The 12,574-nt window shown below is 39.2% G+C and carries 10 protein-coding genes, 1 tRNA gene and 2 pseudogenes; 9 read left to right on the forward strand and 4 right to left on the reverse strand.

Features of this window, described 5'->3' with window-relative positions; genetic code table 11:
• The first annotated feature begins 11 nt into the window (after positions 1 to 11).
• On the forward strand, positions 12 to 449 hold the full coding sequence (locus PR699_RS15345; protein ID WP_040132643.1) for a YbaY family lipoprotein: 438 nt from the start codon (positions 12 to 14) through the stop codon (positions 447 to 449).
• Between the two features lie 15 nt (positions 450 to 464).
• Here the strand turns inward: PR699_RS15345 and PR699_RS15350 are convergent, their stop codons facing one another.
• Both PR699_RS15350 and PR699_RS15355 read right to left on the reverse strand, forming a co-directional pair.
• On the reverse strand, positions 465 to 1,982 hold the full coding sequence (locus PR699_RS15350; protein WP_014657103.1) for an MFS transporter: 1,518 nt from the start codon (positions 1,980 to 1,982) through the stop codon (positions 465 to 467).
• A 1-nt stretch (position 1,983) separates the two neighbouring features.
• A complete protein-coding gene (locus PR699_RS15355; protein ID WP_014657104.1) occupies positions 1,984 to 3,066 on the reverse strand; it encodes an HlyD family secretion protein in 1,083 nt (360 codons plus the stop codon).
• Positions 3,067 to 3,194: 128 nt separating this feature from the next.
• Here PR699_RS15355 and PR699_RS15360 point away from each other — a divergent pair, with 128 nt between their 5' ends.
• The 6 genes and pseudogenes from PR699_RS15360 to PR699_RS15385 form a co-directional block, all read left to right on the forward strand.
• On the forward strand, positions 3,195 to 3,824 hold the full coding sequence (locus PR699_RS15360) for a TetR/AcrR family transcriptional regulator C-terminal domain-containing protein (RefSeq protein WP_014657105.1): 630 nt from the start codon (positions 3,195 to 3,197) through the stop codon (positions 3,822 to 3,824).
• A 322-nt stretch (positions 3,825 to 4,146) separates the two neighbouring features.
• Positions 4,147 to 4,626 (forward strand): cold-shock protein, encoded by a 480-nt coding sequence (locus PR699_RS15365; RefSeq protein ID WP_014657106.1) that lies wholly within the window; start codon positions 4,147 to 4,149, stop codon positions 4,624 to 4,626.
• Positions 4,627 to 4,669: 43 nt separating this feature from the next.
• Positions 4,670 to 5,410, forward strand: a complete 741-nt coding sequence (locus PR699_RS15370) for a MurR/RpiR family transcriptional regulator (RefSeq protein WP_004926190.1) — start codon at positions 4,670 to 4,672, stop codon at positions 5,408 to 5,410.
• A 471-nt stretch (positions 5,411 to 5,881) separates the two neighbouring features.
• Positions 5,882 to 7,438, forward strand: coding sequence for a PTS transporter subunit EIIC (locus PR699_RS15375; protein WP_004926187.1), 1,557 nt, complete (start codon positions 5,882 to 5,884; stop codon positions 7,436 to 7,438).
• 14 nt (positions 7,439 to 7,452) lie between these two features.
• Positions 7,453 to 8,823 (forward strand): adenylosuccinate lyase family protein, encoded by a 1,371-nt coding sequence (locus tag PR699_RS15380; protein WP_004926185.1) that lies wholly within the window; start codon positions 7,453 to 7,455, stop codon positions 8,821 to 8,823.
• A gap of 249 nt (positions 8,824 to 9,072) precedes the next feature.
• Positions 9,073 to 9,189, forward strand: a pseudogene (locus PR699_RS15385) (transposase); the annotation flags it as partial.
• Here the strand turns inward: PR699_RS15385 and PR699_RS15390 are convergent.
• Positions 9,177 to 9,372 (reverse strand): annotated as a pseudogene (locus PR699_RS15390) (Arm DNA-binding domain-containing protein); the annotation flags it as partial. The pseudogenes PR699_RS15385 and PR699_RS15390 overlap by 13 nt on opposite strands.
• A gap of 133 nt (positions 9,373 to 9,505) precedes the next feature.
• A tRNA-Sec gene (locus tag PR699_RS15395) sits at positions 9,506 to 9,600 on the reverse strand.
• Positions 9,601 to 9,856: 256 nt separating this feature from the next.
• Here PR699_RS15395 and prlC point away from each other — a divergent pair.
• Both prlC and rsmJ read left to right on the forward strand, forming a co-directional pair.
• Positions 9,857 to 11,899: an oligopeptidase A gene (prlC, locus tag PR699_RS15400; protein ID WP_014657108.1), complete on the forward strand. Its 2,043-nt coding sequence runs from the start codon at positions 9,857 to 9,859 to the stop codon at positions 11,897 to 11,899.
• Positions 11,892 to 12,574 (forward strand): 16S rRNA (guanine(1516)-N(2))-methyltransferase RsmJ (rsmJ, locus tag PR699_RS15405; RefSeq protein ID WP_272572922.1); only part of this gene is annotated, 683 nt, incomplete at its 3' end. The genes prlC and rsmJ, both read left to right, overlap by 8 nt.

Genomic DNA, 12,574 nt, shown 5'->3' on the forward strand with positions numbered 1-12,574 from the left:
AGAGTATCAATATGAAGATTATGAATTATAAACAAAGATTAAAAACATCAATATTTTTATTTATTCTCGCTTTTTTTCTATCTGGTTGTGTGAAAAAACCGCATAACCTTAGTAATAAAGAAAACGCAATCAGTTTACAAGGTAATATTTATTCCAAAAATATTGATATACCAAATGAATCGATTATTACTCTGTCATTTTCACCATTACAACAAAATGATAATGAAAGTACTAAAAATGATAACTTTCAGTTTAAAACTAAAGAAGCTGGACGCACTATTGCATTTAGTGTTGCACTCCCTCCAGACATAATTATTAGAAAAAACAACTTAGGTATTAGTGCAAGGGTAGAAAAAAATAATGAGCTAATTATGATGACCGAGCAAATTAGCCCATTTCCTAAAAATAATACTGATAAAATTTCACTGACCGTTGTCGCGAACCAATAAATCACCTGTCATTTTTTATTTCCCCCCAGGGACGATGTTATTCTCTGGTGCGGGTTTTATAAACATTAATAAGGTTAATACTATGATAACAACCATTAATGTAATGGCGAAGCCATCAATGAATGAGCCAACATGAGCTTCTCTACTGATAAGAGACAAACTCATATTCACGCTATCCATTGTGGGTAATTTCTGCTCCCCAGTCTGAATAAAAGCTCTTTTTGCCTCAAAGTGCTCATCAAAAGAGATTCGTAAATAAGTGTTCATTAATGCGCCTGCTATTGCAGGCATCAATACGCGCGCAATAGAAATGTAGGCGCCTAAATTTAATGCATCTTGCGGCTTAATATTGACCACAAAAGAAGCAATTAAGCCAATGAGCACCAAGCACTCCCCAAAAGACTGCATGATCATTAATGGAATAAATTCATCAACTCGCCACTGATAATCAACCTGCATTCCCAATAGACTCGCGCCACCAATAATAGACACACCGATGATCATTAATAACCGCGAGTCCACCCGTCTAGCTAACCAAATTGCGATCGGGCTAAACAATAGGTATGAAATAAAAGCAATATTCGTCACTTCGCCTATCTGATGAGGTTTTAATCCCCCAATTGTGATTAAAAATGAGGGAATAAACAGCGAATTTGCTAGCATCAAAAAGCCGTATAAACAGGAAACGACAAAACAAAGAAATAAATTTCTATTCATTAACCAGTTGGGGTGAGCAAAAGTCTGCTTAAAAGAGAATGCACGAATAATAAAAATAGCAAAAAGAGCCACACTCGCGATTAAGCAAGCGGTGATCAAGCCTGAATCATACCAATCCAACATTTCACCTTGCACAACACCAATATACAGTAAAACCAAACTGACACTTTTCAGCGCCATGCCTCCCCAATCTGTTTGGGCCAAAAAATCATGGTTAATTCCGACTAATGGCATTCCCTTCCATGCAAAGATAAATATTAAACAGGCAAAACAAGCACAGACCCAATACATCCATTGCCAGCCAAAAATTTCAATAAAAGATCCTGAAATTCCGACCCCCGCATCCATCCCCAAAGAGACGCGCAAACTATACGCGGCCATAACGATTAACCAAACATTCTGTTGTAGGTTTCGTAAAGCCAATGAAATTGTCATCGGTAAATACACACCTAAACAAAAACCAATAACAAAATGGATCAAGACTAATGCAGTAAATAGATCCCCACCTTCCCCTATTAATGGAAAAGAGAGAAAGCTCACCAACAATACGGCACTGGTACTCATTAATATTTTTTCGGCACCCAGCACGACCATAAACCAAGGCGTCAATGTCATGCTGATTAATTGCGCAGCGTTTAAAGAGACATTAATCCATGTGCCTTCTTGTACATCTAACCCAAAAATGCCTCGAATATCCGCCAGTGATAAAGAGAACATGCGTACAAATAACGTCGACAATATTGCGCCGATAAAGACGGATATCACAACAAAAAGCGGATTAGTTTCTTTGCTATTTTGCAATATTGCTAATCTCATCTCAGTCTCCTTGTGACTGCGTACTCTGAGTATCAATATTCACAATGACCGACATACCCGGACGCAACTTATCTATCGCCGATTGCTCTGATAATAAACTGATATAAACAGGGATCCTTTGGACGACCTTCGTAAAATTTCCGCTGCTATTATCTGCGGGAATTAAAGCGGACTCTCCGCTGCTTTGTGCTCCAATATCACGCACGACGCCACTAAATGTCATATCAGGAAAAGCATCCACTGAAATGGCTACAGACTGCCCCGACTGGACATTTTTTAATTGGGTTTCTTTTAAATGAGCAATGACATAAGGCTGTGAACGCGGTGTGACGGTGACAATTTCGGTGCCTGGCGTTACCAAACTTCCTACATTCAGCTTAATTTTATTTAATTGCCCATCAAAAGGTGCAGTAATCGTCGCATACGAAATTTGCGTATTTGCTTGTTGATAATTGGCCAAGGCAATATCACGCTCTGCAAGACGAATATTCTCTTGTTGAGCTAAGAGTAATTTCGATTGTTTTGCTTGCTCCCATTCGGCTTTTGCGGCTTGTTCCAGTTTTATTAACCGCTGTAAATCTGAGTTCGCATCAAGGTAATTTTGAGAAGTGATCGCCCCACTTTTAATTAATTCTTTACGCAGTAAAGGACTACGCTGCATTTGAGAAACCTCAATACCTGCTGCTTTATAACGGTTCCATAATTTTTCAATGGTCAGGTCATACTCTTTAATTTCATCCGCAAGATTATTGAGTTGCTGCTGTGCTTTTTTATAGTTAGCTTTAGCAATCTGTTGATTTAACAACTCCTCTTGGTTGTTAATTTCTGCAATCACGTCTCCCTCACGGACATATTGATAATCCTCCACCAAAATACGTGAGATATACCCCGTCATTCTTGATTTCAGTATTGCAGAGTCCGATTTAATGTAGGCATTATTCGATTCTTGATAGCGTCGATTACTTTGCCACCGATCCCAATTGAGGGTCGTCATAGCAACTAATACGCCGACACACAACAGACTAACCCAAGGTGTTAATCCAATGATTTTTCTTGAAAATTGTTTAGTCTCATTTGTCGTCATTCTATGGACCTCTATACTTACACCGATTGGCAACGCAATAAATAACACCCGCAATCTAACATTGTTAGGTTGGATAAATATGTTAAACTAACATTGTTAGGGAATAAAGAGCTAAATGAGAATTATTTATGAAAACTCCAAAAATCACACGGTTACAAATACTTGAGACCGCGCTTCAACTTTTAGAAACAGAAGGTATTGATGGATTAACGATGCGCAAGCTTGCGGACGCACTGAATATCAAAGCCGCTTCACTTTATTGGCATTTCAGCAATAAGTTATCGTTGGTCGAAGGCATGGCAGATCACATTGTTGCGGAGGTTGCACTCAATGAGTGCGATAGTGATGATTGGAAATCTAATTTACTGAAGATCACAACTCAGTTGCGAAAAGCGCTCTTACAACACAGAGATGGCGCCCGTGTTTTCGCTGGGACCTATGCAATTTCAGATAATGTATTACGAATTAATAACGCATTAATCAAAACATTCGTACAGTCAGGAATGTCCGCCGACAAAGCAGCAAGCTGCACCATGACCGTGTTCTATTTTATTTTAGGGTGCTGTATTGAGCAGCAAGCGGCTCTCTTTTCTAACGGCAGTGATCTACAAGAAAAATTAAATGAATTCAATAAATTATCGAATGATAAGTACCCATATACATGGGAAGCTAAAGCAACATTGTTTTCTGATAACTATGACCAACGCTTTATAGACGGGCTAAACCTCATCATTGGTGGCTTAGGAACATCGAAATAATTCCCAAAAAATTCATAAAATGCCAAAAGCAGGCGGCGGTATTACAAAATACCAGCCGCTAAAAAATATCGATATAACTTAAAATCAAATCACAAAAAACCTGCCAAACCAGTATAGCAAGTTGATAATTTATCTATTTTGATTATTTAAAATACGTTATGTTACTTACTGGTATGTTAGGCGCCAATGAGTTGCTTAGCTGCACCTCAAATTATTTCGCATATAATAACTAATTTAGGTAACAAGCTAAATTAAAGGCATAGTTTGCACTATCATTGTGCTTTATACTGCAGTCTGTAATGAAATAATTGAATGGGCGGTAATGGCGATGAATGGAACAATCACAACGTGGTTTGAAGATAAAGGTTTTGGGTTTATCAAAGATGAAAACGGCGATAACCGCTATTTTCATGTGATTAAGGTCGCCAACCCTGATCTGATTAAGAAAAATGCAGCAGTCACCTTTGAGCCAACAACAAATAATAAAGGGTTATCGGCTTACGCTGTTAAAGTAATACCTGAAAGCAAGTATATTTATATTGCTGGTGAACGTATTAAGCTGACATCCATCAAGTCTTATGTGGTTTACAGTGAAGAAGTACCTGCTGATACAGGAATTAATAAAGAAAATGCTGTATTATCTGTAGGCGCTTTAATGAATAATATTAGGCCAAAATCAGACATTAAAGCGGGTGATATGCGCTCATTAAAAAAATTGGCGATCACCACGTTACATGGCACAACGCTGATCTTCTCAGAAGATGAAATAGATATTGATGAAACGGTAAAATTGATCAAATGACCGGTTTTTGATGCTGTTTTTATACTGAATAAGGCGGTAAGGTATGTTGGAATTTTTAAAAAATTACGATAACTTAACAATTAGCGAAAAAAAAGTATTAAAATATCTTACCGATAATATTACTGATATCCCTTATTTAAATATTAATGAATTAGTGGCTAAAACCTTTGTCTCAAAAACGGTGATCATTAACTTATCGCAAAAATTAGGGTTTAGTGGTTTTAAAGAGCTTAAATTTCAAATTAATAATTATATTCTCAGCAAAAATAAAACAGAAAAAATAAACCCGTCATCCTACAAAAAACAACTAGAAAGAAACATTAATAAAAGCTTTACATTGATAAATGAGGAGCAAATTGCTAATTGTGCCAAAACATTACGTCATTCTAGGAATATTTTTATTGTTGCTAGGGGAACGAGTAAAGCTGTAGGTTTTTATCTTGAACATATGCTGTTTGCACTGGGGCTACATTGCTTTTTTATTAATGATTACAACCTATCGGATTCATTCACACGCTTAGTGACCAAGGACGATACCGTGATTTTTATTTCTCTGTCTGGGGGAACAAAAAAAATCATTGAAACAGCGAAAATTGTCCAGTTAAAAGAGGCAAATATCATTAGTATGACAGCATTTCATACCAATGAGCTTACCAGCTATGCAGACAATACTCTATTTTGTTTTTCAGATAGTTATGACACTAAGATCGATGATACCAAGTCCAGAACTGGCTTTTTTATTTTAGTTGATTTATTGATCAATGAATTGGAGTATTTGCTTTAAAATAATCTGTACTCGTCATATTTCAAACTGCAATGCTTCTCGTTAAAGTATGGTGACTACGTTGATTTGTTACTTATCTATATCTCGAATCACTAAAGTATAAATAAAGTTAAATTAAAATTTTTTTATCTAAAGAAATGCCTATGTATTGTTTATTATATCCACTTAACTTAAATAATTTTAACCATTATTTAATGTGAGCAACAATATTATTCCTACATTATTTAGAATAATTTCCTCTCATATTGGAAAAAATAAAATGACCTAGGTCATAATTAATGACCTAAGATAATATTTAAAACCGAAACATCATTTATTTTACTCGATCTCCAGTGCTAGTATCCCTTTTATACTCGTCATACTTCTAGTTGCAGCGTTTTCTAAGCGCATAACGATTTTTTGGCTTGTCGCTTAGCTGCACCTCGAATTATTTAGAATATATTTTATATTCGAAGTCATAAGGAAAAAAATATGGCCAAAAAAAAGTTCGGTGAATCAATTCAACGTTTTGGGAGAACCTTACTTCTTCCAATCGGTGTTTTGGCACCCATTGGTATGATTTTGGGTATCAGCGGTGCTTTAGTTCAATCCTATATGATAGCTCGGTTTCCTTTTCTGGGGAATGAAACCGTTAATGCGTTATTAGTCAGTATCCGTTCAATTGCAGGTGTTATTTTTGACAATATCCCGCTCCTTTTCGCAATGGGGGTGGCTTATGGCATGAGCTTAAAAGATAAAGGCATTGCTGTTTTTGCCTCTGTCGTTGGCTACCTAACATTAATCATAACCATTAATGTCTGGCTAGTACTGACAGGTAAGCTTGCGGATCCTGCCGTTATGACTCAGGTTGGGCAAATTAAGGTGTTAGGCATACAAACCATGAATATTAGCGCCGCGGGCGGGATAATCACTGGGTTAATTGCTGCTTGGGCCACCGATAAATTCTATAACCTTGAGTTACCGACTGCATTTGCCTTCTTCTCAGGTAAAAAATCAGTATCGATTATTATGATTGGTTTAATGATCGCAGTGGGTGCAGTCTTACCTTTTATTTGGGAAATTTTGGTTCTTGGCTTGATGAAATTATCAGCCGTGATCCTCAGCCCAGTCGGACCATTCTTTACGGCAGGTGGTGAACGACTCTTTATTCCATTTGGCTTACACCATGTTTGGAACGTTTTATTTAGATTTACAGAAGCAGGCGGCTCTTACGTTATTGATGGGCAAACTTTTGTCGGGGTTGTTCCTGCAATGACGGAAGTGTTATTCAAACAAGGACCAAACAGTGAATACTGGGCAATGATGCCAAGCCTGACACGTTTTATGGCTCAACAGCAGATGTTAGTGACCTTGTTCTTATTCCCTGCTATTGCCTTAGCCATCTATAAAACATCCAAAAAAGAGAATCGTGCTGAAGTTAAATCAATGTTAGTTACCATGGTATTAACCGCCATATTAGGTAACGTGACTGAACCGTTAGAATTTACCTTCGTCTTTATCGCACCTCTTTTATATTTAGTTTATGCAATCATTGTTGGGATTGGTGCAGTTCTACTCTCTTTAGCGGGTGTTGCAATCGGCTATATCCGGGGAACAATATTTGACTTCACTATCTTTGGCTTGCTGTATGAACATACGAACTGGATCTTCTTAGTGATTATCGGAAGCTGTTTAGCTGTTGTCACTTACTTTATCTTCTACTGGGCAATCATCAAATTTGATATCAAAACACCGGGCAGAGAAGAATCAAGTAATTTGAAAAATACCTTAATTAAAGAAAAGCGTTATGGCGAGGTTGCAGAAATACTGATCAATGCATTAGGTGGAAAACAAAACATTCGTAATGTTGATAACTGTATTACCCGTATGCGTATTGACGTCGCAGAAGTGAATCAAATTGATAAAGATTTAATGTTGGAGTCTGGTTGTACTGCATTCTTCTTCCCATCGGCAAACCATGTCCATGTTGTCTATGGTCCAAAAGTTGAGTTTGTTCGTAATGCTGTTGATGAAGCAATGAAGAAATAAAGAAGGGATACAAAATGAGAGCGTTATACGATTCTAAAAGTAAAACTATTGATGACCGTGGAATAAAAGACCTGTTATCGAATGAAGCCAAATATTCAACTTGGTTAATGTTTGAATCAATGCTAGCTCAGGCTCAAGCCGAACTTGGTTTTATTCCTCAATCGGCAGCGGATGAAATTAAAGAAAAAGCAGTTATCGAGAATATTGATTTCGAAGAAATGAACCGTATTTATCAAAAAATCGGTCATGGCTTTGTACCTTTTTTAAAAGTACTGGTGAATGCTTGTTCCGAAGAGAGCGGTAAATATATTCATTATGGAATTACCACACAGAATATACAACAAAGTTCACAGCTGTATATGATGAAGACGGTACATCATAAGTTTATGTTGCTGCTCGGCGAGATCATTGAAAACTTATCTAATTTAGCATTGAAAACCAAATCGATGGTCATGCCGGGAAGGACCCATGGTCGCCATGCGATCCCGATTACCTATGGATATAAGGTTTCTGTCTGGATCAGTGACTTCATTGACTGTTATCAGCGTATGCAAGAGTGTGAAAAGCGTGTATTTACTATCATGATGGGCGGCGCTGTTGGGGCATTTAACTCCATGCCAGGTGTAGGTTTAGAGGTACAAAAAAGAGTTGCCGAATTAGTGGGCATGGAAGCGATGGAAGTACCATCAAGAAACCTGAGTACCCATAAATTAGAATATATGGCTAACTTAGCGTTGATGGCTAACATCTGCCATAAAATTGGTGAAGAAGTCTATAGCACAACATTGGAAGAAATCGCTGAGGTTTCGGAAGGGTTTACTAAAGGCACCGTGGGTAGCAGTACCATGCCACATAAAATTAACCCTAAATTAGCCAAAGGGATCATTGCTAACTCACAGAAATTATATTCCTTGCCAAGTGTGGGTATGTACTCTGCTGTGAGACCATATGAAGGGGATAGCAGTTCATACATGTTGTTTGATGGCTTGATTGAAGAAGCATTAGAGCTTACTACGGAGATCTTGTTGAGAACTGAAGAGCTGTCTAGAACGATTGTGCCTCATGAAGAAAGAATGCTACATAACGTCCTCAGAAATAAAGGATTAGATAATACTGAATACGTTATGATGAAGATGGCTGAAAAATTGGGTAAAGATAAAGCTCACTCACTACTCTATGAGGAAGCGATTAAAACCGCTGCTGATGGTGAGGATTTTTATACTAACTTAACTAAGAATGAGATCATTTCCGCGGCATTTAGCAATGATGAAATCAAAGAAATGTTAGACCCTCGAGCTTATATTGGTTTGTCTGTTGAAATTGCCGAGAAAGAAGCAAAACGTGGATTTGCTACTGCGCAAAAGATTCAACAACATTATAAATAAACCATAATGTTAATAATAAATAATATATTAAATATTATTTAAATTTCTAATAGATATGGCCATCTTTATATTTATAGATAAAGATGGCCAATCATCACTTAAAATTCACACTGGCTATATTATTCAAACGCTTGTCCATGTAATCCACATACCACCACACATTTCCCTGCACCCATCCATATATGTCCACTTCCCTTAAAATAAGACAGCGATAATTAGAGTTTCTGCCCTAAAATTGCAGAGGTCATGATGAAAAAAGCTCGTTTTACTGAAACTCAAATCGTTAATATTTTAAAACTCGCTGATTCAGGTATGAAAGTCGAAGATATCTGTCGCCAAAATGGGTTTCACATTTCACGCGCTTCAGCAAACGTCACGATAGGCAATACACCAAAAACTAATCTTTTTCTTTACCACTAAAGGCTACTTCATTCTCCAGTAGCATGAGTCTTTCGTTGTAACTTCAAGGCATAAGCCACCACCATCAAAGAGTTTATATGGCTTCTCTTTAGGCTTTGCAGCCTCTACCTGACGGGCGGTTTATGTCATTGGGGCACCTCATATGCCCCCACAATCCTATTGATTTGGGGTGAGCTGAGCTGGCATCCGTTAAATTGAAAGTGGATTAATAATTGATATTTAAGGGATTAGCTGATTTTTGTGGCGGTGTATTGAACTTGAGTGGCGGAAGATCACAGGAGTCGAACCTGCCCGGGACTGCTGGCAGCCCCAACTGGATTTGAAATCCAGCCGCCTCACCGGAGACGACGATCTTCCTTATCTGTAGAGGCTTGATTATAGCCCGAATACTCTATTTTCCAAAGCCTATGAAATCAAATAGTCACATTTATTGATAAAGATTAAGCACAAAAAACGTTATCTTGTATTGAGGTTTTCATTTCCGCCCCCATATAATTTTACATATTCACAGTGGCGTGCTGCTTTCGTTAAGTTGAGGGTCAGCCGTTTAACTTATTGTCAATACAGTAAGCCTTGGCCTACGAGCGCAAGCCTGCTATCACAGGATGTTTATATGACAAACCCATTATTAACCGATTCTGTACTACCTCATTTTACTAAAATTGAACCTGATCACGTCTTTCCTGCGGTTCAACAAGTCCTGACTGAATATCGTCAAACTGTCGAAAATATCCTGTCAGCCACTCATCAATATACTTGGGATAACCTATGCCAACCGCTTGAAGAAGCAAGCGATAAACTATCCCGTGTATGGTCACCCGTTGGGCACCTTCATTCCGTCAAAAATAGCCCAGAACTGCGTGAAGCTTATGAAAAATGCCTACCATTACTCTCTGAATTCAGCACTTGGATGGGCCAACATGAACCTCTCTATCTGGCGTATAAATCCCTAAAAGATAGTGCACAATTTGCTTCACTCAGCCAATCCCAGAAAAAATCGATTGAAAATACGCTGCGCGACTTCGAATTGTCAGGCATTGGTCTACCACCTGAAAAACAACAGCGCTACGGTGAAATTGTTGCCCGTTTGTCAGAAATCGCCTCTAAATTCAGCAACAATGTCCTTGATGCGACAATGGGCTGGACCAAATTAATTAAAGATGAAAGCGAACTGGCTGGTATGCCTGAAAGCGCTATCGCGGCAGCAAAAGCAATGGCTGAATCCAAAGGTGAAGAAGGCTATTTACTCACTCTGGATATGCCAAGTTACTTACCTGTAATGACTTATGCAGATAACGCTGAGCTACGCCGCGAGATGAGTTATGCCTATAGCACTCGAGCTTCCGATCAGGGTCCGAATGCAGGCAAATGGGATAACAGTGAACTTATCGATGAATTGATGGCACTGCGTCATGAACTCGCTCAATTGCTTGGTTTTAAAAACTTTGCTGAAAAGTCACTCGCAACAAAAATGGCTGAATCGCCAGAGCAAGTATTAGACTTCTTAACCAATTTAGCTGAACGAGCTCATCAACAAGGTAAGGATGAATTAGCGGAACTCACCGCATTTGCGAAAGAACATTATGGCGTCGATAAGCTCGAATCTTGGGATATTGCTTATTACAGCGAAAAACAGAAGCAGCACAAATTCTCACTGAGTGATGAGCAACTGCGCCCTTACTTCCCAGAGCAACGTGTTATTGAAGGTCTGTTTGAAGTCGTTCATCGTATTTATGGTTTAACGGCAAAAGAGCGCAAAGATGTTGAAACATGGCACCCCGATGTGCGTTTCTTTGAGCTATATGATGACACCAACACATTGCGCGGTAGCTTCTACCTTGACCTATACGCGCGTGAGCACAAACGTGGCGGTGCGTGGATGGATGATTGTGCAGGTAGAATGGTTCATAAAGATGGCTCGCTACAAAACCCTGTCGCTTATCTGACTTGTAACTTCAACAAACCACTTGGTGATAAACCCGCTTTATTCACTCATGATGAAGTGATCACCCTATTCCACGAATTTGGTCATGGCCTGCACCATATGCTGACAAAAATCGATGTCGCCGATGTTGCGGGTATCAATGGTGTACCTTGGGATGCCGTTGAATTACCAAGCCAATTTATGGAAAACTGGTGCTGGGAGCCTGAGGCGCTTGAGTTTATCTCTGGACACTATGAAACGGGTGAGCCATTACCACGCGCAATGCTTGATAGCATGTTGGCAGCGAAAAACTACCAATCTGCCATGTTTGTTCTGCGTCAGTTGGAGTTTGGTTTATTTGATTTCCGCTTACATGCTGAATATGACCCAGCGAAAGGCGCGCAAGTCATGCCAACCTTATATGCGGTAAAAGAAAAAGTAGCCGTTGTTCCATCACCTGAATGGAGCCGTTTCCCACATGCCTTCAGCCATATCTTTGCGGGTGGTTATGCTGCGGGGTATTACAGCTATTTATGGGCAGATGTACTTGCGGCAGACGCCTATTCACGCTTTGCGGAAGAAGGTATTTTTAACCGCGAAACTGGGCGATCATTCCTCGACAATATCCTCAGTCGTGGTGGTTCAGAAGAGCCAATGGTACTGTTTGAACGTTTCCGTGGCCGTAAGCCTGAGCTGGATGCAATGTTGAAGAGCTATGGTATCAATGGCTGATCACATCAAGATCCAATTGATCTGTGAAGAGGGTGCCGATCAAGGCGCCCTATCTCAACTTGCTGAAAAATGGAATCTTATCCATTGTCCTGATGCCATTATGGCGCTGGTTCTGACACCTGAGAATTTGCAATTACGCAAAATGGATGAACCAAAACTAGGGGGGATTTTTGTCGATTTTGTTTCAGGGGCAATGGCGCACCGACGTAAATTTGGTGGCGGCCGTGGTGAAGCTGTTGCCAAAGCTGTTGGGATCAAAAAAGATTATTTACCCGATGTAATTGATGCGACTGCTGGTCTTGGGCGTGATGCTTTTGTGTTAGCGGCGCTAGGTTGTCAGGTACGTATGTTTGAACGTCATCCTGTTGTTGCCGCGCTGTTAGATGATGGACTACAACGTGGTTATCAAGATAGCGAAATTGGCGAGTGGCTAAAACAACGTATGTCGTTAATCCATGCCTCGAGTATTACTGCATTAGCCAATATCACAACACCGCCTGATGTTATTTATCTCGACCCAATGTATCCACACCGCCAAAAAAGTGCATTAGTCAAAAAAGAGATGCGTGTTTTTCAATCATTGGTAGGGGCTGATGATGATGCCGATTCTTTATTGGCTCCCGCTTTAGCCTTAGCTAAACGTCGTGTCGTTGTGAAGCGACCAGATTATGCGAA

It is taken from the genome of Providencia sp. PROV268, assembly GCF_028477805.1.
Classification (GTDB): Bacteria; Pseudomonadota; Gammaproteobacteria; order Enterobacterales; family Enterobacteriaceae; genus Providencia; species Providencia stuartii.

Bases quoted from the DNA above. Each gene is read 5' to 3' on its own strand.
- PR699_RS15345 (WP_040132643.1), top strand. From the start codon at position 12: ATGAAGATTATGAATTATAAACAAAGATTAAAAACATCAATATTTTTA.
- PR699_RS15350 (WP_014657103.1), bottom strand. From the start codon at position 1,982: ATGAGATTAGCAATATTGCAAAATAGCAAAGAAACTAATCCGCTTTTT.
- PR699_RS15355 (WP_014657104.1), bottom strand. From the start codon at position 3,066: ATGACGACAAATGAGACTAAACAATTTTCAAGAAAAATCATTGGATTA.
- PR699_RS15360 (WP_014657105.1), top strand. From the start codon at position 3,195: ATGAAAACTCCAAAAATCACACGGTTACAAATACTTGAGACCGCGCTT.
- PR699_RS15365 (WP_014657106.1), top strand. From the start codon at position 4,147: ATGGCGATGAATGGAACAATCACAACGTGGTTTGAAGATAAAGGTTTT.
- PR699_RS15370 (WP_004926190.1), top strand. From the start codon at position 4,670: ATGTTGGAATTTTTAAAAAATTACGATAACTTAACAATTAGCGAAAAA.
- PR699_RS15375 (WP_004926187.1), top strand. From the start codon at position 5,882: ATGGCCAAAAAAAAGTTCGGTGAATCAATTCAACGTTTTGGGAGAACC.
- PR699_RS15380 (WP_004926185.1), top strand. From the start codon at position 7,453: ATGAGAGCGTTATACGATTCTAAAAGTAAAACTATTGATGACCGTGGA.
- prlC (WP_014657108.1), top strand. From the start codon at position 9,857: ATGACAAACCCATTATTAACCGATTCTGTACTACCTCATTTTACTAAA.